Origin of the sequence: Streptomyces sp. NBC_01190, assembly GCF_045039895.1 — a bacterium.
GTDB lineage: Bacteria > Actinomycetota > Actinomycetes > Streptomycetales > Streptomycetaceae > Actinacidiphila.
Window position 1 is genome coordinate 3,634,988 of record NZ_CP108580.1, and the last position, 21,335, is coordinate 3,656,322.

Annotated in this window: 22 protein-coding genes and 1 pseudogene; 14 read left to right on the forward strand and 9 right to left on the reverse strand. The window is 73.9% G+C overall.

The window, feature by feature from the left end:
- Nucleotides 1-101 precede the first annotated feature (101 nt).
- The 10 genes from OG519_RS14985 (at nucleotide 102) to OG519_RS15030 (ending at nucleotide 10,714) form a co-directional block, all read left to right on the forward strand.
- On the forward strand, nucleotides 102-899 hold the full coding sequence (locus tag OG519_RS14985) for an indole-3-glycerol phosphate synthase TrpC (protein WP_405583461.1): 798 nt from the start codon (nucleotides 102-104) through the stop codon (nucleotides 897-899).
- Complete coding sequence (trpB, locus tag OG519_RS14990; RefSeq protein WP_405583462.1) at nucleotides 896-2,092, forward strand: tryptophan synthase subunit beta; 1,197 nt, start codon at nucleotides 896-898, stop codon at nucleotides 2,090-2,092. The genes OG519_RS14985 and trpB overlap by 4 nt, the downstream gene beginning before the upstream one ends.
- The gene (gene trpA / locus OG519_RS14995; protein WP_405583464.1) at nucleotides 2,079-2,879 is read left to right on the forward strand and encodes a tryptophan synthase subunit alpha; all 801 of its coding nucleotides are present in this window, start codon (nucleotides 2,079-2,081) and stop codon (nucleotides 2,877-2,879) included. The genes trpB and trpA overlap by 14 nt, the downstream gene beginning before the upstream one ends.
- Nucleotides 2,876-4,027: a DegT/DnrJ/EryC1/StrS family aminotransferase gene (locus tag OG519_RS15000; RefSeq protein WP_405583466.1), complete on the forward strand. Its 1,152-nt coding sequence runs from the start codon at nucleotides 2,876-2,878 to the stop codon at nucleotides 4,025-4,027. The genes trpA and OG519_RS15000 overlap by 4 nt, the downstream gene beginning before the upstream one ends.
- Nucleotides 4,024-5,196 carry a DegT/DnrJ/EryC1/StrS family aminotransferase gene (locus tag OG519_RS15005; protein WP_405583468.1) on the forward strand — a complete coding sequence of 391 codons (1,173 nt, stop codon included), beginning with the start codon at nucleotides 4,024-4,026 and terminating at the stop codon, nucleotides 5,194-5,196. The genes OG519_RS15000 and OG519_RS15005 overlap by 4 nt, the downstream gene beginning before the upstream one ends.
- Nucleotides 5,193-6,101, forward strand: coding sequence for a sugar phosphate isomerase/epimerase family protein (locus OG519_RS15010; protein WP_405583469.1), 909 nt, complete (start codon nucleotides 5,193-5,195; stop codon nucleotides 6,099-6,101). Before OG519_RS15005 ends, OG519_RS15010 begins: the two co-directional genes overlap by 4 nt.
- A complete protein-coding gene (locus tag OG519_RS15015) occupies nucleotides 6,098-7,444 on the forward strand; it encodes a M20/M25/M40 family metallo-hydrolase (protein WP_405583471.1) in 1,347 nt (448 codons plus the stop codon). The genes OG519_RS15010 and OG519_RS15015 overlap by 4 nt, the downstream gene beginning before the upstream one ends.
- Nucleotides 7,441-8,550: an Ldh family oxidoreductase gene (locus OG519_RS15020; protein WP_405583473.1), complete on the forward strand. Its 1,110-nt coding sequence runs from the start codon at nucleotides 7,441-7,443 to the stop codon at nucleotides 8,548-8,550. Before OG519_RS15015 ends, OG519_RS15020 begins: the two co-directional genes overlap by 4 nt.
- Entirely contained in the window at nucleotides 8,547-9,917 is a 1,371-nt protein-coding gene (locus OG519_RS15025) for a Gfo/Idh/MocA family protein (RefSeq protein ID WP_405583475.1), read from the forward strand. The genes OG519_RS15020 and OG519_RS15025 overlap by 4 nt, the downstream gene beginning before the upstream one ends.
- Before the next feature lie 83 nt (nucleotides 9,918-10,000).
- On the forward strand, nucleotides 10,001-10,714 hold the full coding sequence (locus tag OG519_RS15030) for a phenylalanine--tRNA ligase beta subunit-related protein (protein ID WP_405583477.1): 714 nt from the start codon (nucleotides 10,001-10,003) through the stop codon (nucleotides 10,712-10,714).
- Nucleotides 10,715-10,867: 153 nt separating this feature from the next.
- Here OG519_RS15030 and OG519_RS15035 read toward each other — a convergent pair whose 3' ends face one another.
- Nucleotides 10,868-11,254, reverse strand: a complete 387-nt coding sequence (locus tag OG519_RS15035; protein WP_405592734.1) for a MerR family transcriptional regulator — start codon at nucleotides 11,252-11,254, stop codon at nucleotides 10,868-10,870.
- 187 nt (nucleotides 11,255-11,441) lie between these two features.
- On the opposite strand from OG519_RS15035, the gene OG519_RS15040 reads away from it, so the two are divergent.
- Nucleotides 11,442-12,515, forward strand: coding sequence for an alkene reductase (locus OG519_RS15040; RefSeq protein ID WP_405583478.1), 1,074 nt, complete (start codon nucleotides 11,442-11,444; stop codon nucleotides 12,513-12,515).
- A 162-nt stretch (nucleotides 12,516-12,677) separates the two neighbouring features.
- Here OG519_RS15040 and OG519_RS15045 read toward each other — a convergent pair whose 3' ends face one another.
- Both OG519_RS15045 and OG519_RS15050 read right to left on the reverse strand, forming a co-directional pair.
- Entirely contained in the window at nucleotides 12,678-12,809 is a 132-nt protein-coding gene (locus OG519_RS15045; protein ID WP_405583480.1) for a hypothetical protein, read from the reverse strand.
- Between the two features lie 99 nt (nucleotides 12,810-12,908).
- Nucleotides 12,909-14,186 (reverse strand): transcriptional regulator, encoded by a 1,278-nt coding sequence (locus OG519_RS15050; RefSeq protein WP_405583482.1) that lies wholly within the window; start codon nucleotides 14,184-14,186, stop codon nucleotides 12,909-12,911.
- Nucleotides 14,187-14,398: 212 nt separating this feature from the next.
- Between OG519_RS15050 and OG519_RS15055 the strand changes: the two genes are divergently transcribed.
- Together OG519_RS15055 and OG519_RS15060 are read left to right on the forward strand one after the other, a co-directional pair.
- Entirely contained in the window at nucleotides 14,399-15,088 is a 690-nt protein-coding gene (locus OG519_RS15055; protein WP_405583484.1) for an ATP-binding protein, read from the forward strand.
- A complete protein-coding gene (locus tag OG519_RS15060; RefSeq protein WP_405583486.1) occupies nucleotides 15,036-15,566 on the forward strand; it encodes a DUF1990 family protein in 531 nt (176 codons plus the stop codon). Before OG519_RS15055 ends, OG519_RS15060 begins: the two co-directional genes overlap by 53 nt.
- Nucleotides 15,567-15,614: 48 nt before the next feature.
- Here the strand turns inward: OG519_RS15060 and OG519_RS15065 are convergent, their stop codons facing one another.
- The 4 genes and pseudogenes from OG519_RS15065 to OG519_RS15080 all read right to left on the reverse strand — a co-directional run bounded on the left by OG519_RS15065 (nucleotide 15,615) and on the right by OG519_RS15080 (nucleotide 19,491).
- Nucleotides 15,615-17,375, reverse strand: a complete 1,761-nt coding sequence (locus OG519_RS15065; protein WP_405583488.1) for a PH domain-containing protein — start codon at nucleotides 17,373-17,375, stop codon at nucleotides 15,615-15,617.
- Between the two features lie 137 nt (nucleotides 17,376-17,512).
- The gene (locus OG519_RS15070) at nucleotides 17,513-18,463 is read right to left on the reverse strand and encodes a DUF5996 family protein (RefSeq protein WP_405583490.1); all 951 of its coding nucleotides are present in this window, start codon (nucleotides 18,461-18,463) and stop codon (nucleotides 17,513-17,515) included.
- 253 nt (nucleotides 18,464-18,716) lie between these two features.
- A pseudogene (locus OG519_RS15075) lies at nucleotides 18,717-18,920 on the reverse strand (hypothetical protein); the annotation flags it as partial.
- Between the two features lie 61 nt (nucleotides 18,921-18,981).
- Nucleotides 18,982-19,491 carry a DinB family protein gene (locus tag OG519_RS15080; RefSeq protein WP_405583492.1) on the reverse strand — a complete coding sequence of 170 codons (510 nt, stop codon included), beginning with the start codon at nucleotides 19,489-19,491 and terminating at the stop codon, nucleotides 18,982-18,984.
- A 153-nt stretch (nucleotides 19,492-19,644) separates the two neighbouring features.
- Between OG519_RS15080 and OG519_RS15085 the strand changes: the two genes are divergently transcribed.
- On the forward strand, nucleotides 19,645-20,391 hold the full coding sequence (locus OG519_RS15085; RefSeq protein ID WP_405583494.1) for a histone deacetylase: 747 nt from the start codon (nucleotides 19,645-19,647) through the stop codon (nucleotides 20,389-20,391).
- Here the strand turns inward: OG519_RS15085 and OG519_RS15090 are convergent.
- Complete coding sequence (locus tag OG519_RS15090) at nucleotides 20,388-20,726, reverse strand: DUF952 domain-containing protein (RefSeq protein ID WP_405583496.1); 339 nt, start codon at nucleotides 20,724-20,726, stop codon at nucleotides 20,388-20,390. The two genes, OG519_RS15085 and OG519_RS15090, sit on opposite strands and share 4 nt — an antisense overlap.
- A gap of 9 nt (nucleotides 20,727-20,735) precedes the next feature.
- A complete protein-coding gene (locus tag OG519_RS15095) occupies nucleotides 20,736-21,332 on the reverse strand; it encodes a GNAT family N-acetyltransferase (RefSeq protein WP_405583498.1) in 597 nt (198 codons plus the stop codon).
- Nucleotides 21,333-21,335 lie beyond the last annotated feature (3 nt).

Sequence of the window (21,335 nt, forward strand, 5' to 3'; positions counted from 1 at the left end):
GCCGGACCCGCCACGTATCCGCACCAGCCGCGTACCCCCGGCCGCCCAGCCGCCGCACCGCCCCCGTACGCCGTGACCCGACCCAGCCAAGGAGTGCCGTCGTGCATCTCGATGAGATCGTCGCGCGCAAGCGCGAGTTGTGGAACCACACCACCGGTGTGCCCGAAGTCGGCGGCGAGCGGGTCCGGCCCGCGGTGGCCGGCACCTTCGCCGCCGCGCTGCGCGGCCCGCACATCTCGGTGATCGCCGAGGTCAAGCCGAAGTCGCCGTCCAAGGGCGATCTGCTGCCGCTCGACCGGGCGGTGTCGACCGCCCGCGGTTACGCGGCCGCCGGCGCCGCCGCCGTCTCGGTGCTCGCCGACGCCCCGTTCTTCGGCGGGTCGCCCGATCTGGTGGCCCAGATCGCGGCCGATCCCGAAGTGACCGTGCCGGTGCTCTACAAGGACTTCCTGGTGGACGTGCGGCAGGTCCATCTCGCCCACCGGGCGGGCGCGGACGCGGTGCTGCTCATCGTCCGCGCGGTGGACGACCCGCTGCTGGTCGACCTGGTGCAGGCCGCGGCCGCGCTGGGCCTGGACGCCCTGGTGGAGACCTTCACCGAGGACGAGATCGAGCGGGCGCTGACGGCCGGCGCGCGGATCGTCGGCGTCAACAACCGCGATCTGCAGACGTTCTCCGTCGACCTGGACAACTCCGCCCGGCTGCGCGGGCTGATCCCGGCGGACGTCGCCACGGTCAGCGAGAGCGGCATCGGCGGCCGGACGGACCTGGCCCGGGTGGCGGGCCACGGCTTCGACGCCTGCCTGATCGGCGAGACACTGCTGACCGCGAGCCGGCCCGGCGACGCGCTGCGCGACCTGCTCGGTGTGCCGGTGCTGCGCCCGGAGGCGGCGCTGTGAACGGCCACTTCGGAGAGCACGGCGGCCAGTTCGTCGCCGAGACGCTGGTCGGTCCGCTGGAGCAGCTCTGGGAGACGTACCAGCAGGCCCGCGAGGACTCCAGCTTCGAGGCCGAACTCCAGGATCTGCTGGCCCGGTTCGTCGGCCGCCCGACCCCCATCACCCGGCTGCGCCGGCTCGGCATCGAGGAGTACGGGGTCACCCTGTGGCTCAAGCGGGAGGACCTCACCCACACCGGCGCCCACAAGATCAACAACGCTATCGGGCAGGCGCTGCTCGCCCACCGGCTCGGCAAGCGGCGCATCATCGCCGAGACCGGCGCGGGCCAGCACGGTGTCGCCGTGGCCGCCGCCTGCGCGCACCTGGGCCTGGACGCGACCATCTACATGGGCCGGGTCGACGCCGAGCGGCAGGCGCCCAACCTCCAGCGGATGAAGCTGCTCGGCGCCGAGGTGCACCTGGTCGACGCAGGCACCGCCACCCTCAAGGACGCGGTCAACGAGGCGATCCGCGACTGGATCGCGCACCCCGACAGCACCCACTACCTGCTCGGCTCGGTCGTCGGCCCGCACCCCTTCCCCACCATCGTGCGCGACTTCCAGTCGGTGATCGGCCGCGAGGCGCGGGCGCAGTTCCTCGACGCGGTCGGGCAGTTGCCGGAGGCCGTGGTGGCGTGTGTGGGCGGCGGCTCCAACTCGATCGGCGTCTTCAGCGGCTTCCTCGACGACGAGGTGCGGCTGGTCGGTGTGCAGGCGGCCGGCGACGGCAGCGGCCGGATGGGCCACCACGCGGCGCCGCTGCTCTACGGCGAGCCCGGGATCCTCCAGGGGATGCGCACCTATCTGCTCCAGGACGACGACGGGCAGGTGCTGCTCACCCACAGCATCGCGCCCGGCCTCGACTACCCCGGGGTCGGCCCGCAGCACAGCCACCTGAAGGACATCGGCCGGGTGGAGTACACCACGTGCAGCGACGACGAGGCCCTGGCCGCCTTCCAGTTGCTCTCCCGGGCCGAAGGCATCGTGCCCGCCCTGGAGTCGGCGCACGCGGTGGCCGGCGCGCTCCGGCTCGCCCCCGAACTGCCGCGCGGCAGCCAGGTCCTGGTCAATCTGTCCGGCCGTGGCGACAAGGACCTCACCTCGGCCCTCGCGGCCATCGCCCTGCGTGAGGAGCACATCGATGAACCGGCTTGAGAAGACCTTCGCCCGGCTCGCCGAGCGCGACGAGACCGCGCTGGTCGCCTACCTGACCGGTGGATGGCCGAATATGGCCGAGGTCGGCACCCTCATCGAGGCGGTCTGCTCGGCCGGCGCCGACATCGTGGAACTCGGCGTCCCCTTCTCCGACCCGCTCGGCGACGGCCCCGTCATCCAGGCCACCACCCAGGCGGCGCTGGCCGGCGGGACGACCGCGGCGGCGGTGCTCGAAGTGGTCGACTGCGCGCGGAACGCCGGGGTGGAGGCGCCCATCATGCTGATGGGGTACTGCAACCCGTTCCTGCGCTACGGCCTCGAACAGCTCTACGAGCACGCCGCGGCGAGTGGCGCGGACGGTTTCATCGTCCCCGACCTGCCGCCGCACGAGGCCGACGAGTGGCTGGCGGCCGCCGAGACCCACGACCTCGGCCAGGTCTTCTTCTCCGCCCCCGGCAGCGGCAAGGAACGGCTCCAGACCGCCGCCGACCGCTCCCGCGGCTTCCTCTACGCGCTCGCCGCCAACGGGGTCACCGGGGTGCGGGCCGAGTTGGACCCGGGCATCGACCAGTACCTGGAACGGGTCACGTCGGCCGCGGGCGACCTGCCGGTCTGTGTCGGCTTCGGCATCTCCCGCCCCGAGCACGTCCGTTCGCTGCGCGGCAAGGCCGACGGCGTGATCGTCGGCAGCGCCCTGCTCAACGCCATCAAGGAGGCGGACAGCCCCAGCGGGCGCGTGCTCGCCGCGGCCGAGCTGATCGGCGATCTCAAGGCGGCCTGCCGATGAGCGGCGCGCCGGCCACCGACGAGATCCCGTTCTTCACCGGCGCGGCCTCGCTGCGCCACGACTGGCCCCGGCTGGAGGCCCGGCTCCGGCAGGCCGCCGACAGCGGGCGCTTCACCTTCGGCGCGCTCGGGCGGGAGCTGGAGGCGGCGATCGCCGAGCGCACCGGCGCCCGGCACGCGATCGCGGTCGGCAACGGCACCGACGGCCTGGTCATCCTGCTGCGCGCGGCCGGCATCGGCCCCGGCGACGAGGTGATCGTCCCCGCGTACACCTTCTTCGCCACCGCCTCCGCCGTGGTGCACGTGGGCGCCGAGCCGGTCCTGGTCGACGTATTGCCCGGCTCCTACGCCATGGACCCGGCGGCGGCGCGTGCCGCGCTCACCGAACGGACCAGGGCGATCATGCCGGTACACCTCTTCTCGCAGATGGCCGACATGGTCCCGCTGCGTGAACTCGCCGACGAGCACGGCTTGGTGCTGCTGGAGGACAGCGCCGAGGCGATCGGCATGGAGATGGGCGGCCGGCACGCCGGTCTGTGGGGCAGCGGCGGTGTGCTGTCGTTCTTCCCGACCAAGACGCTCGGCGGGCTCGGCGACGCCGGGATGGTGCTCACCGACGACGACACGATCGCCGAGCGGGCCCGCCGGCTGCGCGTGCACGGGCAGGCGCGGGACGGGTCGTACGAGTACCTGGAGCTGGGCTACAACAGCCGGCTCGACGAGGTGCAGGCGGCGGTCCTGCTGACCCGGCTCGAGCACCTGGACGCCGACATCGCCCGCCGGGCGGAGCTCGCCGCCCGCTACGACCACGAACTGGCCGCGCTGGCACCGGCGCTGGACATCCCGTGGCAGGCCCGGCAGACCGAGCCGGGCAACCCGGTGCACTACGTCTACCTCGTCGAGACCGACCACCGCGACGAAGTGGCCGCGTACCTGGCGCGGCACGGGGTGGGCACCGAGGCGTACTACCCGCGCCCGCTCACCGAACAGCCCGCCCTCGCCCACCTGGCCGGCGCCCGGCACCCGGTGCCGGTCGCGAAGGCCGCCAGCCTGCGCGCCCTGGGCCTGCCGCTCTACCCGGACCTCACCGACCAGCAGGTGGACCGCGTCTGCGAGCTGCTGCGGCGATTTCACAAGGAGCACTCGTGACCACTGCCACGCCCGCCTCCCCGCCGCCGGCCGGCGCCGGACCGGCCCCCGCCGTACCGTACTTCGACTGGGACACCCGCTACCGGGGCTGGACCGACGACGTGCTCGCGGTCGTCCGTGAGGTCGCCGAGAGCGACGAGTTCATCCTGAAGTCGCGGGTGGCCGAGCTGGAGGCACGGGTCGCCGAGCGCACCGGCGCCGCGCACGCGGTGGCGGTGGCCAGCGGCACCGGCGCGCTCAGCGTGATCCTGGCCGCGCTGGGTGTCGGACCCGGCGACGAAGTGGTCACCCCCGCCTTCTCCTTCATCTCCACCGCAAGCACGGTCGCGCTGCGCGGCGCCCGGCCGGTCTTCGCCGACGTCGACTACGACACCGCCTGCCTGGACACCGCGGCCGCGGCGGCGGCCGTCACCGCGCGCACCCGGGCGATCCTGCCGGCGTATCTCTTCACCGGCCACCCCGCGATGGGCGAACTCGCCACGCTGGCGCGGGAGCGGGGGGTGGCGCTGGTCGAGGACAGCGCGGTCGGGCTCGGCTCCGTCGTGGACGGCCGGCCCGCCGGGCGGCACGGCACCGCCGGGGTGTACTCGTTCTTCCCCGCCAAGCCGGTGGGCGGGATCGGCGACGCCGGCATGATCGTCACCGACGACCCCGAACTGGGCCGTGAGGTGCGGATGCTGCGCAACCACGGGCAGAGCCTCACCACCCGCTTCCTGCACCACAAGGTCGGCTTCAACTCCCGGATGGACGAGATCACCGCCGGGTTCCTGCTGCGCCGGCTGCCGCACCTGGACGACTTCCTCGCCACCCGGCGCCGACTCGCCGAGGAGTACGACGAGCGACTCGCCCCGCTCGCGCCCGACGTGCTCACACCGCTGCCCGGCTACGAGGGGCGGGCCGTCTACACGTACGTGGTACGCGCCGCGCGGCGTGACCGGTTGCGCGAGCACCTGGCCGCCGACGGGATCGAGACGGTCGTCTACTACCCCAAGCCGCTCCATCTCCAGCCCGCCTTCGCCGGGCTCGGGCACCGGCCGGGCGACTTCCCGGTCGCCGAGAAGCTGGCCGAGGAGTGCGTGGCGCTGCCGCTCCACCCCGGCATGCCGGCCGGCGCGATCGCCCGCGTCACGGACTCGATCGCGCGGTTCTACGGAGGTGCGGGGCGGTGAGCTGGACCGAGCGGGCCTGCGGGATCGGTGACGAGGCGGCGCCCGATCTGCCGGGGCAGATCGCGCTCCACCGCGAACTGGGCATCGGCGCGATCGAGTTGCGCACCATCGACGGGCTCGGCCTGCACGAGCTGAGCCCGGCGGCGCTCTCCGAGGCGGCGAAGCTGGTGGCCGACGCCGGGCTCACCGTGCCGGTGGTGGACACCCCGATCGGCAACTGGTCGCGGACCGTCGGCGACGACTTCGACGCCGAACTCGCCGTGCTGGCCGGCTCGGCCGCCGCCGCGCACGTGCTCGGGGCGCCCTGGCTGCGGGTGATGTCCTATCCCAACGACGGCCGCCCACAATCCGATTGGGCCGCCGAGTCGCTGCGCCGGCTGGCCGCGCTGACCCGGGAGGCCGAGCGGCTCGATGTCCTGCTGCTGCACGAGAACTGCCAGGGCTGGGCGGGCCAGGGCCCCCGCGAGACCCTGCGGCTGCTCGAATACGTCGACAGCCCCGCCCTCCGCCTGGTCTTCGACATCGGCAACGGCCTCGCCTACGGCTATGAACCGGTCGCCTACCTGGCCGAGGTGCTCCCCTGGGTCGACCACGTCCACATCAAGGACGGCCATCTCACCCCCGAGGGACCGGTCTTCACCCTCCCCGGCGACGGCAGCATCGACATCCCCGCCTGCCTCCGCCTCCTCGAAACCACCTGCTACCAGGGCTTCTACAGCCTGGAGCCGCACGTCGCCCACATCCCGCACCTCTCCACAACCGCCACCCCCGAGGCGCTGGCCGCGGGCTACCGAAGCTGCGCGGCGGCCTTCCGCCGCGTCTGGTCCGAGACGGTCGCGGAGCTCTCCGGCCCGGCGGCCCGGTTCTCAGCGGCCGAGGCCGCGTTCGAGGGAGGTGTGCGGTGAAGCGGGAGGTTGCCGGGGCCGGTCCGACCGTGACGGAGCGGGAGCCCTTCGGGCGGGCGGAGTTGGAGTGGCTGGTCGAGTTGATGGCCGTCGCGTCGGTGTCGCCGTTCGAAGGGGGGCGGGCGGAGGCGACCGGGGTGGCGCAGGGGGTGTTCCTGGCGGGAGCCCGCGCACGCGGTTTCCGGCAGGTGCTGCTGGGGAGCCCGCCGGCGGACTTTCTCGATGCCCCGGACGTACCCGCCACCGTGCGGGACGCCGTACGGGACGAACCCGCGGGGTTCCTGGCCGGGCAGCCCAGCTCGGTGGTGGCCCTGGGGCGTGCGGATGCCGGGCCCGAGCGGCGGCTGGTGGTCAACTTCCATCTCGACACCGTCGGCCCGCACATCGACCCGTCGGTCACCACCGGGCCGTTCGGCGTGCTGCGCGGCCGGGGCGCGGTCGACGACAAGGGTCCCGGCATCGCCGCGGCCGCCGGGATCGCCGCGGCCTTCGCGGCGGCGCCCTGGCTCGCCGAGACCATCGAGGTGCAACTCCAGGCGGTGGCCGGCGAGGAGGGCGGCGCCATGGGCAGCTACGGCACCCGGTGGCTCGTCTCGCGCGGGCTGACCGGCCGGCTGATGCTCTTCGCCGAGCCGACCGGCGGCCGGGTGATGGACGCCTGCACCGCGGCCATGACCCCCCGCTTCCGCGTCAACGGCAAGGACAGCACGGACGACCACCCGGCCTACGGACACAACGCCACCGTCATCCTCGGCTTCCTCGCCGACTTCCTGGCCCGCAGGCTCGGCCCGCGCGCCGCCGAACTCGGCGCCAAACTCTGCGTCGCCGGCCTGCACACCGGCGACGCGCACAACCGGGTCTACGGCACCGGCGAACTGCTGCTGAACATCGCCTACCAGAACGCCGGCCAGGCCGCCGAGCTGGCGCAGGCCCTCGAAGCCCTGCTGCCCCTGGCCCGCGCCGAGTTCGCCGCCGCCCACGCCGACAACCCGCTGACGGCGGTCGCCGTCGCCGACTGGGACACCGTGGTGAGCCTCGACTGGCTCAAGCGCGGCCTGCCGGTGCTCGACAACCGCGACCCGGCCATGGAATCGCTGCTCGCCGACGTCGGCTTCGCCCGCCACGACGGTCTCGCCGACGGCTCCGCCTTCACCTGCGACGCCATCTGGGCGCCGGGCCCCGGCCGTTACGTCGCCGTGTGCGGCCCCGGCCGGCTCGACACCAACGGCGCCCACACCCCAGGCGAGTTCGTCGCCCTCGCCGACCTGGCCGACTACGCGCGACGCATCAAGGAACTCGTGCTGCGCTTCGGCGCGGCCCTCACCGAGGAGACGAACAGATGACCGTCAAGATCCCCGTACCGACGCTCCGCGCCTTCGCCCAGCAGGTCCTGCGCCGCTCCGGGCTCGCCGACGCCGACGCCGCCACGGCCGCCGAGGTCGTGCTCTACGCGGACGTGCACGGCTTCACCACGCACGGTACCAACGCGATGGCCGGCATCTACGCGCCCCGGCTGCTCGACGGCCGGATCAACGCGGCCGCCCGCCTCCGTACGGTGAGCGAGACGGTGTCGGGCGCGGTGCTCGACGGCGACCGCGGACTCGGCCTGGTCAGCACCGTGGCCGCCACCGACCTGGCGATCGCCAAGGCCCGCGAGACGGGTGTCGCGGTGGTCGCGGTCCGCAACAGCAGCCACTTCGGCAGCGCCGGGTACTACGCCCACCGCGCCACCGAGGCCGGCATGATCGGGATCGCGATGACCAACTGCGGCGCCCAGGGAGTCGCGCCGCCGCTGGGCGGCACCACCAGAATGCTGGGCACCAACCCGCTGGCGGCGGCCGCCCCGGCCCCCGGCGGCGCGCCCTTCGTCCTCGACATGAGCGCCACGACGGTCGCCACCGGCAAGATCAGGGCCGCCCAGCGCGAGGGCCGCGCGGTCCCGCGGGGCTGGCTGACCGCCCCGGACGGCACCTCGGTGACCAGCCCGGACGCGTTCTTCGCGGGGGACGCGGACGTCACCTGGCTGGGCGGCCCGGCGGCCACCGGCGGCGCCAAGGGCTACGGTCTGGCCATCCTGGTGGACCTGCTCTGCGGCCCGCTGGCCGGCGCCTCCTGGGGTCCGACGCCGGATCTGCTGGTGGACGGCGAGGAACGCCCCGACACCGACATCGGCCACACCGTGCTGGTGATCGACCCGGTCGCGCTCGGCGCCGGCGCGCGGTTCGGCGCGGGCGCCCGCGAACTGCTCGACACCCTGGCCGCCGACCGGCCCGCGGTGCCCGGCGGCACCGTCACCTACCCCGGGGCCCCCGAGGCGCTGCGGGCCGCGGAGTCGTTGCGCGACGGTGTCGCGCTGCCCGACCATGTCGTGGCCCAACTCGTACCGCTGGCTGACCGGTTGGCGATCGAGGCGCCGGCGGAGTTCGCCGCCGTGGCGGTGCCGGCATGACGCCGCCGGCCATCGGCCCCGAAGCCGCGGCGGCGACAGGCACCGAAGGACCGCTGCGTATCGGCGTCATCGGCCTGGGCGTCATCGCCCCCTTCTTCCTGCGCGCCATCGAGGAGGACCGGCACCTGCGCCTCACCGCGGGCTGCGACCTCGACCCGGTCAAGCTCGCCGGACTGCCCTCGGGCGTCGCCCGCTTCACCGACCACCGCGACCTGCTCGCCTCCGGGCTGGTCGACGCGGTCGTGGTCACACTCCCCAACGACCTGCACGCCTCGGTCGTCACCGACGCCCTCGACTCCGGCGCGCACGTCTGCTGTGAGAAGCCGCTGACCGTGCACAGCGCCGACGCGCGAGCGCTCGCCGCCGTCGCGGAGCGTACCGGCCGCACCCTCTTCACCGCCTTCCACCGCCGCTACAACAGCAACGTGGACCGGCTGGCGGCCGAGCTGCCCGACCGCTCCACGATCGAGCGGGTGGTCGGCCGCTACCAGGAGCGGATCGAGGAGCACACCGGCAACGACCGCTGGTACCTCGACGCCGAGCGCTGCGGCGGCGGGTGCGTCATCGACAACGGCCCCAACGCGCTGGACGCGTTGCGCCACGTCCTCGGCGAACTCACCCTGAAGGACGCGGTCATCGGCGACGTCCGCGGCGGCGTCGAGTTCTGCGCGGAGCTGTGGCTCACCACCGACGACGGCATCCCGGTCACCGTGGAGCTGGACTGGGCACTGCCCACCGGAGAGGTCAAGGACATCACCCTGCACCTCAAGGACGGCACGACGGTCACCGCCGACATGCTCGCCGGGTACGACGGCTTCAAGTCCTCGCTCGACCACGAATACCGCGGCATCATGGCCGACTTCCGCGCGGCCGTCGCGGCCGGTCCGAGCCGCCGTGACGACGGTCCGGTGGTCGTCGACCTGGTGGACCGGGCGTACCGCGTCGCCCGCGCCAAGGAAGCGCGGCTGCGCATGCCGTCGAAGACCCCGGCCGAGGCGGCCCTGGTCAAGCTGCTCTTCCACCGCCGCGGCGACCGGGGCATGACGCTGTCCCCGTGGTTCTCGCGCTGTGTACGGGCGGGCGAGGTGCACGAGTTGGTCAGCACCACGGAGCGTCCTTCCGTGCCCGGGCAGCGGGTGGACGCGGTGGGCTTCCTCGGCTTCGCCGAGTTCGGCGCCGCCACGGTGGTGGAACGCGGCGACGAGGTGCGGCTCGGTGGGAAGCTGGTGGGGGTGGTGGCCGGCTTCGACGAGTGCCACTTCCCCAACCACTACAACATCCTCATCGAGACCGAACGACTGGTGACGGCCGAGACCGCGGACCTGCGGGTCGGCGACCCGGTCGTCTTCAGGGAGCCCGCATCGTGACGCACCGCCCGACGCCCCAAAATCCCCCGCCGGCGCCGCCGTTGACCGGCCGGCCGGCCGGGCCGGCGACCTCGCTCGCGACCGTGCCCTCAACCGTGCCGTCAACCGTGCCGTCGAGCGAGGCGGACCCGGCGGCCTTGTCCGGGGTCAAGGTGCTGACCCTGCCCGCCGCCGTGGCCGCGGGCGCCAACGGCGAGGCGACCGGTGCGGGGACCAAGGGGGCGCTGGCGGAGGCCACCGACCGGCTCTGGCTGGCCCAGCACGCGATCTGGCACGGCCGGAGCCGGGCCGAGATCCGCAACCACCCCCGGGTGGCGGCCTATCGCGCCTTCTCCAAGCGGATCGGGGTGGACCCGGATCGCTTCCCCCCGTCGATCCAGGCGCTGATCGACCGCGGGTTGCGCAACAAGCCGGCCGGCGGCTGGCCGCACGTCAACCCGGTGGTGGACGCGGTCAACGCCGTCGCCGTCACCGACCTGGCCGCGCTCGGTGTCTTCGACGCCGAACAGGTCACCGGCGAGGTACGCCTGACGACCAGTCAGGGTGGCGAGGAGTTCCTCGCGCTCGGCGCCGACGAGGTCACCCGACTCGAACCCGGCAGGCTCGTCCTCGCCGACGACCTCCGGGTGCTGTCGCTCTTCGGCCACCGCGACGGGGTGCACCAGATGGTCACCGACGCCACCCGGCGAGTGATCCTGCTGGGCTGCGTCGTCCCGGGCGTCGACGCGGACTCCGTCGCCGCAGGCCTGACCCGTACCGCCGCGCTCCTCACCGACCCGACCGGCGCCCGGAGCTGAACCGGTCCTGAACCCGTTCTGAACCGGTCCTGAACCCGTTCTGAACCGGTCCTGAGCCGCGCCTGAACCGTGCCTGAACTGCATGAGCCGGGCCTGAACCGGGCCTGAACACCCCGCGCCCGGCGGCGTTTCGCGACGCCGCCGGTCGACCGGTCAGCCCGCCGGCTGGCCCGCGGCCGCCAGCATCTCCTCCCGGAACGCCGAGGCGGTGACGATCAGTCCGTCCAGCGCGTCCCGGGTCCGTACGAGATCGGCGATGTGCGCCGTGAGCCGGTCGCGTTCCCGTGCCATCCGCTCCAGCGCGTAGTCGGAGTTGGCCTCGCTGGGCGCCTCCACGCAGGGCAGCACATCGGCGATGGTGCGGCTGGACAGCCCGGCGGCGTACAACCGCTGGATGAACCCGACCCGTTCCACCTCGCTCTCCGTGTAGTGCCGCTGCCCGCTGGGGCTACGGGTGCTGGTGAGCAGCCCCTGCTGCTCGTAGTAGCGCACCGACCGGACGCTGACTCCGGCCCGTTGCGCGAGTTCCCCGATCCGCACGCTGTCCTCCCGGTTGCTTTCCGTGCCGTCACCACGGCCCACGTCGCCCACGTCGCCCGGATCGCCGTGGCCGCCCTTGTCGCCCGCATCTCCCGCGGCAAAGGACTTGCCCCTGACATCCGTGTCAGGTTTTAGCGTACTGCCGTGCCCGAGGTCCGGGCACCGCGGACCGCGGAGGAATCCTGACGTGACGACCCTTTTCAGCAGCTACCGGCTCGGCCCGCTGACACTCCCCAACCGCCTGGTGATGGCCCCGATGAGCCGGGTCAGGGCGGCCGCCGGCGGTCTGGCCACGCCGTCGATGGCGACCTACTACGCCCAGCGCGCCACGGCCGGACTGATCGTGAGCGAGGGGGTGCAGCCGAGCGCGATCGGCCAGTCCAACCCGGGCACGCCGGGGCTGCACACCGACGAGCAGGTCATCGCCTGGCGCACCACCACGGCGGCGGTGCACGCCAACGGCGGCCGGATCTTCGCCCAGCTCATGCACGGCGGCCGGGTCTCGCACCCCGACACCATCGGCCAACGGCCGGTCGGCCCCTCCGAAGTCGCCGCCGTCGGCGACGTGTTCACCCCGACCGGGCCGCGGCCCGCACCGACGCCGCGGGCCCTGGACACGGCGGAAGTGCCCGAGCACGCCGAGTCGTACGCGCGGGCCGCCCGGCGCGCCGTCGACGCCGGCTTCGACGGGGTGGAACTGCACGGCGCCAACGGCTACTTGATCTCGCAGTTCCTCTCCTCCAACGCCAATCTGCGCACCGACCGCTACGGCGGCCCGATCACCAACCGGATCAGGTTCGCCGTCGAAGCGGCCGCCGCCACCGCCGAGGCCGTCGGCGGGGCGAGGACCGGTATCCGGCTCTCGCCGGGCGGCACCTTCTGGGGCGTCGAGGAGACCGACGTCCCCGAGCTCTACACCGCGCTGCTCAGCGAACTCGCCGGCCTCGGCCTGGCCTATGTGCACCTCGAAGCCACCGCGGCGGACGAGGTGCTGACCGCTCTGCGCAAGGAGTGGCCGGGCACGCTCATCATGAACCCGGTGCTCCCGATGGGGCCGCGGCAGACCGGCCGGGCGGACGCGGAGCGCTGGCTCGGCCTGGGCGCCGACCTGATCAGCTTCGGCCGCGGCTTCCTCGCCAACCCCGATCTGGTCGAACGGCTGCGCGGCGGCCTCCCGATCGCCCCGGTCGACGAGGCCACGTACTACCAGGGGGGCGACGCGGGCTATCTGACGTACCCGACCCACCGGCACGCGGCCTGACGATCGGCGCCGGGACGCCGGGAGGCGGGGACGCGCCGGCGCGGGCCACGCCGGGACGCGCGGCCGCCTCGGTGCCGCGGCCCGGCCGCCGCACCGGGTGGAACCGGCGGACGGCTTCGCGCTACGAACCGAGGCGGCCGCGGAGCACAGGGCTCACCAGTGTCAGAACAGGTTGCCGATCAGCGTGGTGAGGAGTTCCGACAGCGAGGCGATCAGGTCGGTCAGCAGCATGGAGGTCACATCCTTCTTCTCTGATGGGCCACGGGCTCCAGCCCAGGTCCCCCTGAGTGTCACCACCACCGAAGATCGCTTATCAGTTCATAGCTTTATTCACCCGATGAGCCCATCGTCAGAACACGGGAGACGCCGACGCCGTCCCGCCGGAGCCGGCGCTCATCCCGCCAGCGCCTCGCCCAGCCGGGAGCGCGCCGCGCCGGGAAGCACCTGGTGCAGGGTGACGGCGCGGCTCCGGACCAGCCCGTCCCGGTACGGCTCCGGCAGCCGCTCCCAGATGTCGACGGCCCGGTCCGCGGCCGCCGCCGGTTCGCCGTCGGCGTGCAGGCAGGTCGCCGCGTCCATCTCCAGCAGGGCGCGGGTGATCACCGACGGTGAGCGGGTGAGGGCCAGGGCCGCCTCCTGCTCGGCGTACGCCTCCCGGGTACGGCCGAGCAGGGTGAACGCCTGGGAGAGGTGGACATGGTGCTTCTGACGCGGGTAACCGAACCAGGTGTCGGCGGCCTGGGCGCCGTCGAGGTGCTCGGCGATCAGCCGGGCGTCCGCGATCGCGCCGCGGGCGCCCCGCTGGTCGCCGGCCGCGGCGAGCGCCCTGGCGCTGACCGCGGCGGCCAGCGCGGCCGCGGCGGACGGCCGCCGCCCGGCTTCCGCCCGGGCCCGCACCGCGAAATCCGCCGCGGCGCCCGGAGCCCCGTAGTTCAGCGGCACCATCGCGTGCCGGGCCAGCGCCCAGGCGAGCATCCGCCGGTCGCCCGACTCCCGGGCCGCCTGCTCGGCGGTGGCGAACCAGCGGTGTGCGTCGCGCTGGTCGCCGCGGTCGTGCTGGATGATCGCCACAAGTCCGGTGATCCCGGCCGCCGTACGGGCCAGGTCGGCCCGGACGGCGGCGGCGTGCGGACGGGTGAGCACTTCGCGCAGCAGTTCGAGGTCACCGCGCATCTGGGCCAGGACCGTGGTGGGCGGCAGGCCGCGATAGCCGCAGCGATGCCGCTCGAACGCCCCGTCCAGATAGGCGAGATCGCCGGCGTCAGAGCCGGACAGCGCCGCGTCGATGCCCTGCCGTGCCTCGGCCATGCCGGCCAGTGCCATCGACCCCGTCATCGCGGCCGCGGCCGTGCCCAGGAACCGTCGTCGGTTCACCTCCGCGCCCTCCCTTCCCCGACTCGCGCCCGCGAGCCGCTGAAGCCGCCGCCGCTGCTTGCTCGCCTTCACGGCCCGGGCGATCTCCTCCACCGGCAGGCCGTACGCCTGGGCCAGCACGGTGTGCCAGGCGGGAATCGGCAACCGGCGCTCGGTCTCCCAGCGTTTCAGGTTCTCCGGGTCGAACCACCGCCCGCCCTGGGCCTCTTGCAGGAGCAGCGCCTGGTCCTCCCGGGTACGCCCGGCCGACTCGCGCATGGCCCGCAGCACGGCCCCGATGCCATCAGGTGCCATCATGCCCGCCTCCCCGGCGTCTCAAAGTCCGGCAGCCGATCCTGGCCCCCGGATGCGGCCCCCTGACGGAAAACGCACCCCCTGTCGGCACCCGCAATGATGCACAGTCGGCAGTTGACTGAAGGCAGGAACAGCGGCAACTGCACGCGATCGGAGGACTTTCCGGCCGCGGCTGTGTCAGTTCACGGCCCCAACGGTCGAAGGACCCCACCGCCATGCGCGCCTACCGCACCAGCTTCTCCATGGTCAGCGACCCCTCATCGGTCCCGGCCGCCCGCCACCGGGTCCACGGCCTGGCCACCGGCTGGGGCCTGTGCCTGGACGAGGAGAGCACCCTGGCGCTGACGACGGTGGTCTCCGAGATGGTCACCAACGCGACGCGGCACAGCGGCTGCCGGGAGTTCACCGTCAAAGTGCGGGCGAGCCCCGGGGCGCGCCGCATCCTGATCGAGGTGCACGACGGCCTGGCCACCCTGCCCGCCGTGCCCGTCCTCCCCCGCACCCGGTCCGCCGCCGACGCGGAGGGCGGCCGGGGCATGTGGCTGATCGACCAGTTGGCGGCGATCAGCGGCGCGGATCTCACCCGGCACGGCAAGCGCGTCTGGGCCATGATCGCGATCCCCGAACAGCCGCTCGTGCGCGGCCGTCTCCTCCTCCATCCGGTCCGCGCCCTCCGCGCCCGCCGCGCCCGCCGGACCGGCCGCGCCGTGACCGGAGACCCGGCCCGCTGGCTGGCCCTGCTGGAAGTCGTCAGTTCCTGGTCAGCGGCGCCGGGGCGGAAGAGGCGGCGGGGGTTTCGCGGCCGGCGGGGCGTTCCCGCCGCCTCCGTGGGCGCTCCGGTACGGTGCGGCCATGAGCGACCTCACGTACGCGACCGTGGGCATGACCGCGGCGGCAGCGGCTGAGGCGGGCCCGGACGGCGGGCCGGTCGCGGCGCCGCCGCCCGGGTTCCGCGCGCTGCGGGTACGCACCCGGCTGGCCGCAGGCTCCTACGACCGGGCCGCCGAGGCCCTCTTCGGCTGGCGGATGCACCGCGCCACCCCGCTGCTGCGCGTCGTGTCCGCCGACGGGGACGCGGCCTCCGGCGTCCGCGTACTGCTGCGCACCGGTCCGATCAGGATCCCCTGCGAGGTCGTCTGGACCATCCACGAGCCCCACCGCACCGGCTTCGCCTACGGCAGCCTCCCCGGCCACCCCGAATGCGGCGAGGAGTCCTTCGTCCTCCGCCGCACCCCCGATGGCTCCGTCGACTTCACCGTCCTCGCCTTCAGCCACCCCGCCGCCTGGTACCTCCGCGCCTTCGCCCCCGCCGCCCACCCCATCCAACTCTTCTTCGCCCACCAATACGCCCGCACCCTCCACCGCCTCTCCCGCACCCCCTGAGGCGTCCGCCAACTCCGCGTCGGCGCGACCGCCCAGGGCTGGGATGCCTCAACCGGTCGGGCGGAGGGTCGGGTTGCGGATCATCGCGGTGATCTCGGCCGCGGCGGTGCGGGCCTGGGGGGTGAGGTGGAGTGCGCGTTCCAGGCGGGGGAAGCCGAGGCGGCCGAGGTCCACTTCGCGGGCGGGCTTGCGGCAGGTGATGACCAGTTCGGCTTCTGGGGTGTAGTCGGCGGCGGTGGCATCCGCCCAGCGGACGAAGCGGGTACGGAGTTGGCCGCGGACGCGGAGGCCGGCCGGGTCCGCGGTGACGCGCCAGGTGGCCATACGGACCAGGCGGTTGAGGATCAGGGCACCCAGGCCGATGAGGCCGATCGAGCCCAGCCAGTTGTCCGCGACCCGCGACCCCAGCGCCGAGAGAACCGCCACGGCGCCCACCACCGCCGCGATCCTTCCCACCGGGCTCGCCTGCCAGCGCACCGGGCCCTCGGCGGGCCGCATGGTGTCGAGTGCCTCCTGGATGCGGCGTTCAGCCTGTCGGCGGTGCCGCCGCTCGGCCTCCTCCTCGGCCTCGGACACCCCGAGGACGGACCCTCGCGCTGTCGCGCCCGCCGTCACCTCGACCAGCCAGGGGCCGCCCGCCTCCGACGCCCGCGCCAGCACCAGTTCGCCGCCCACCGTGACAGCGCCGTAGAGCAGTGCCGGCCGCGGCGGGACGTCGAGCGCCGGGTCGGGCTCCTCGGCCGCGTCGTCGTCCTCGGCGTCGACCGCCGTGTGCGGTCTGAAGTGCAGCACCGGCCGCAGACCCGCCGCGTCGTCGTGGGCGAACACCTCCGTGTCGTCGTCGTTCGACCGGGCCAGCACCTTCAGTACGGGAACGGGCCTGCCGCGCAGCCGTACCACCCGGAGCCGTACCGACAAACCCCAGGTCAGGAAGGCCGCGCCGAGGCCCGCCAGACCCAGAGCCAGCGCCCGGGTCTGAGAGCGACCGTGGCCGTAGGGCTCGGCGGCGAGCCGCGACCAGCCGCCGTCCGCCAGCACCCGGACGGTCCTCACGTGCCGGTAGTCGCCGCGTACGGGGAAGCGGTGCCGTGTGCCGTCCGGCAGTCGGACGGTCAGTGCCCCGTGCTCGTTGGCGACCACGGGCAACTCCCGGGCGTAAACAGCACCGTTGGCGCCGGCGGCCGCGGCGGCGACGGAGATGGCCGCCCGCCGGTCGTCCGCGCGGTCCTCGCTCACCAGCGTGGCGACCAGGATCCCGGCGGCCCCGCACAGCAGCAGACCCAGGACGGCGCGGGCGAGGCCCCGCCGGGGGGAGGGCGAAGCGCTTTCCGGCGGCGGGCTGATAGCGGTGACCCCGCCCGAAGCCGCCCGCACGTACGCTCGTTGCCGACGCCGTGCCCGCAGCTCCGCCACTGCGGACGCCAACCCCCAGACAAGACCGGCGACCACGCAGCCAGCCGCGACCCTCTCGATCGTGCCGCCCGCCCACTGGCCCGGAACCGCCAGCCAGGCCAGCAGCAACACCGAAGAACCCACGGCGACTTCCGGCAGCGCCACCAGCCACAGCAGATGCGGCACGAAGAACGCCCACACCGCGAGGTGCGGCCAACCCGCCCCGCAGGGAGCCCCGGTGGTGCAGACCCGGTCGGGTTGATGCCCGACCGCCGCCGCCACGGCGACGACCGACAGCACTACCGGCCACCACGGCGACGCCCACTCCGGCCGGCCCGCGCCACCCCAGCGCTCGGCGTCAGCGGACGACCACGGCCGCGCGGGTATCTCGCCGAACGCCACCGAAGTCGTCGTCACCCGTGCATTATGCGGCCGACTCGCAGGTCAGCGAGGCGATTTCGCGCAGTCCCAGTCCCGGCCCCAGCCTCACCCCCGTCCCACCCCCCGGCGGCAGCCGCGGCGCGGGCCCGCCCGACCGCCTCCACACGAAGCCCTCAGGACGCCGACGCCGACGCGCCCCGCAGCACGGGATCGGTCACGCCACCCGGGCACTCCAGCCCGCCGTCCCAGTGCGCGACATCGGCCCCCTGGTGGTAGGCGCTGTCGTAGAAGTCCAGCGCCGCCCGCCACGGATCACCGGTGGCCCGCGCCTCGTCGTACATCAGCAGGGCGATGTGCCCGCCCCGGTTGTCCGCCCAGCGCGCGGCGTCCGGTCGCAGCCGGCGTTCCGCCAGGTCGGCCGGTTCCGGCGCGGTGTAGGAGTAGAAGGCGGGCGCCGGGACCTTGTCGTCGCCGAACCAGAAACCCGCGCTGATCACCTCCTGGGAGTACGCCTCCCGGGTGACCGGATCGGCGCCGGCGGCCGGCCGCACCGGCCGCTCCGAGAAGCGGGTGACCGCGATGTCGAAGGTGTGCCAGAAGTGGGCCACCGGGCTGATCTTCCCGGAGAATCCCGCGGCGTGCTCTTCGAGCAGCAGGTTCACCTGGCTCAGCACCCGCCAGTAGCGGGTGACGGCCGCCGGGTCGTAGGCGCGGTGCTCGTGGTCCTCGGCGAAGGGCCGGCCGGCGTCGGGCAGGTCGTACGGGTACGGGTGCTCCGGCGCCACGTCGACATCGAGGGCGACCAGGGCCGCCGCGAGATCCCGGGTGAAGTCGGCGACCGAGCGCCCCGCCAGCGGGAAGGACACCGCCCGGCCGGCCAGCGTGCGCACGACCAGGCGGTGCGTGACGAAGTCGAAGTCGACACAGAAGGCGTCGCCGCCCGCGATCGGGCCCATCGGCCGGGTGGTGACGCCCTCGCCGGTCAGATGGAACGGCACGTTCCACCAGTGGTTGCGGCGGGGGCTCGCGGCGAGCCGGATCTTGCCGACCACCTGGAGGAAGCGGTGCAGGGTCTCCTTCGTGTCCCGCCAGGACTCCAGGGGGATGGTCGGGAAGAGTTCCACGTCGCTCTCCAGGGTCGGCGGACCGGTCCGGGCGGGACCCCCTGCCGGGGTCTCCCCGGCCATCCTCGGTACGCCGGACCGCCCGCGCCACCGGTGGCGGGCCGTCCGGGGGCGGTAGGGGGGACCGTACGGAGGTCCTACGGGACCCTGCGGGGGCCGTACGGGAGCCGCACACGGCCGCGCCGAGGGGCCCGCGGCACGCCAAGCGCGCTCCTGCGGCGCCCGACCGCCGCCCAGCTCGTACGACCGCCGCTCAGCTCGGCGGCGGCGGCACCATGCCGTACCACCGGCTCCCCCAGCGCCATATCGGCCGGCGGGCCAGCGACGCGGCGCCGAGCAGAAGCAGTCCGGTGGCGACGAGCAGGGCCGTACGGGTCCCGGTCGCGGCGGCGAGCAGACCCCACAGCAGCGTGCCGATGCCCTGGCCGCCCACGAAGACCATCAGGTAGAAGGCGAGCCCCCGGACATCGGCGCTCCTCCAGGTACGGGCGGCGGTCGCCCCCCGTACCCTGCCTTACCTACGCTCCGACCGTCCCGTCGACCCCCTCGCGCAGGAAGTCGGCGTGGCCGTTGTGGCGGGCGTACTCGGCCAGGACGTGGATCATCACCATGCGCAGCGAGACCTCTTCCTTCCATCTCGGCTGATAACCGGCCACGTCGAGCGAATCGGCCGCACGTTCGATACGGCGGGAGTGCTCGACCTCCGCCTGCCAGCCGGAGAACGCCTCGGCCCGTGACGAGGCGGAGTCGTCGTACGCCGCCTGGAAGTCGCCGGTGTCCGACCAGACCAACGGCGCCGCGTTGTCCTCGAAGACCCGGCGGAACCAGGTGCGTTCTACCTCTGCCAGGTGCCGGACCAGGCCGAGCAGCGAGAGCGTGGAGGGCGGCATCGACCGGTCTCGCAACTCGTCGTCGGTGAGTCCTTCGCACTTCATGGCGAGCGTCGCGCGATGGTAGTCCAGAAAGGCGCGCAGCATCTCCCGCTCAGGAGCGAAGTGCGGCGGACCGATGCGGTGGTCGGTGGTCATGTGTCGTGCTCCTCGGGTGCTGGGGGTGCTGGGGGGTGCCGGGGTGCCGGGGGTGCTCGGGTGCGAGGGCCGAACCTAGCCGGTGGTCGCGGGCGCGCGCCGCTCTTTTCGCGCGGAGGAGAACGTGAGCAGCGTGTTGTCGCGGAGGAAGACGTGAGCGGCGTCCACCGGGTCGAGGCCGGTCCAGGAGGCGGCGGGGATCGGGCGGCCCCCGGGGGCAGCCCGCCGGCCGAACGGGTCTGGTACGCCTCCTACGGCTCCAACACCCACCTCGCGAGGCTGCGCTCCTACCTCACCGGCGGCCGGGCGCCCGGCGGTTCGCGTACCTACCCGGGGTGCCGCGACCCCAGGCCGCCCGAGCGCTCGGTGGCCGTCGAACTGCCCGGCACCGTCTACTTCGCCACCGAGTCGCCGGTCTGGGGCGGCGGCCGGGCCTTCTACGATCCGGCCGAGCCGGGCTGGGTGTGGGCGCGGGCGCATCTCGTCACGGCGGGGCAGTTCGCCGACATCGCCGCCCAGGAGATGTACCGGACGCCCGGCACGGATCTCGACCTCACCCCGGTGCTCACCGGCGGCCGGACCCGGCTCGGCCCCGGCCGTTACGAAACGCTGGTCCACCCCGGCACGGTGGACGGCTTCCCCCTGCTCACCTTCACCGCCCCCTGGCGCCTGCGCGAGATCGAGTGGTGCCCGCCGTCCGCCGGTTATCTGCGCCACCTGGCGCTCGGCCTCCTGGAGGCGGGCGCCTGGCGGCCGGCGGCGATCGCCCGCTACCTCGCCGCACTTCCCGGCGCCGCCGGGCACTGGACGGCGGCGGACGTACGGCGGCTCCTCGCGGGCGGGTACGGCGACGGCGGTACGGGTGGGGCGGCTGCCCGGCGCGCTGAACCCGGCCGCTAGGAGGAGCCGTTGGGCGGCCAGGGTTCCACCGAGCGGACCGCGCCCACCGGGAGGGGACCGTAGATGTGCGGGAACTCGGGCCCGTCGGTGACGGCGGACTCGTAGCGCACCGGGCTGGTGAGCAGCGCGTCGTCGATCACCAGGACGATCAGGTCGTCCCTGACCGGCGGCGACCCGTACAGGAAGGCGGCCACGGAGCCGAGTTGGTGGCGCAGCGAGCAGTGGATGAAACCCTCCTCCGCCAGCGTGCGGCCACGGGTGGACCAGGTGTACTGCCCGGTCGGCCGGGCCGCTTCCCATAGGTCGCGCTCGGTGATGTGCAGGAGTTCCGCCATGTCCCCACGCTACTGCGCGGGTTCGCGCCACATCGGCAACATCACCGGACCGTCCGGGAGTTGGATGGCCTGGCCCATGAAGGTGAAGCCGAAGCGCTCGTAGAGGGCCCGGCTGCGGCTGCTGGTCGCCTCCAGATACGCGTGCAGGCCCTCCCGGTCGCAGCGGGCCAGCGCGTTGCCGAGCAGCTCGGAGCCGAGGCCCTTGCCGTGCAGCGCCGGGTCCACGGCGATCATTGAAAGGTACTCGTGCGCGCGTTCTGTGGGGTGCGCGGCGCCGGTGAGGCGGGCGATCTGCTCGATCCGCCCGTTGGCCGGGTCGATCGACTCCCGGAAGGCGGCCGGGCCGTCCTCGTCCTCGGGCCCGTGGCCGCCGGCCGGCAGGGACTGCCAGAGCGCGACGGCCGAACCGTCCTCGGCCAGATCGACGTAACCGGCTTCGAGGGCCATGTCGAAGAAGGCGCCCATCAGGATCCCGTGGTCGCGCTCCATCCGGTCCGGGTCCGGAAAGACCCAGCGGCTCACCGCGTCTGCCGAGAAAGCCCGGTGCAGCAGTCCGACCACCGCGTCCCGGTCGTCCGCCCCGGCCCTCCGAATCGGTACGCCCATCGT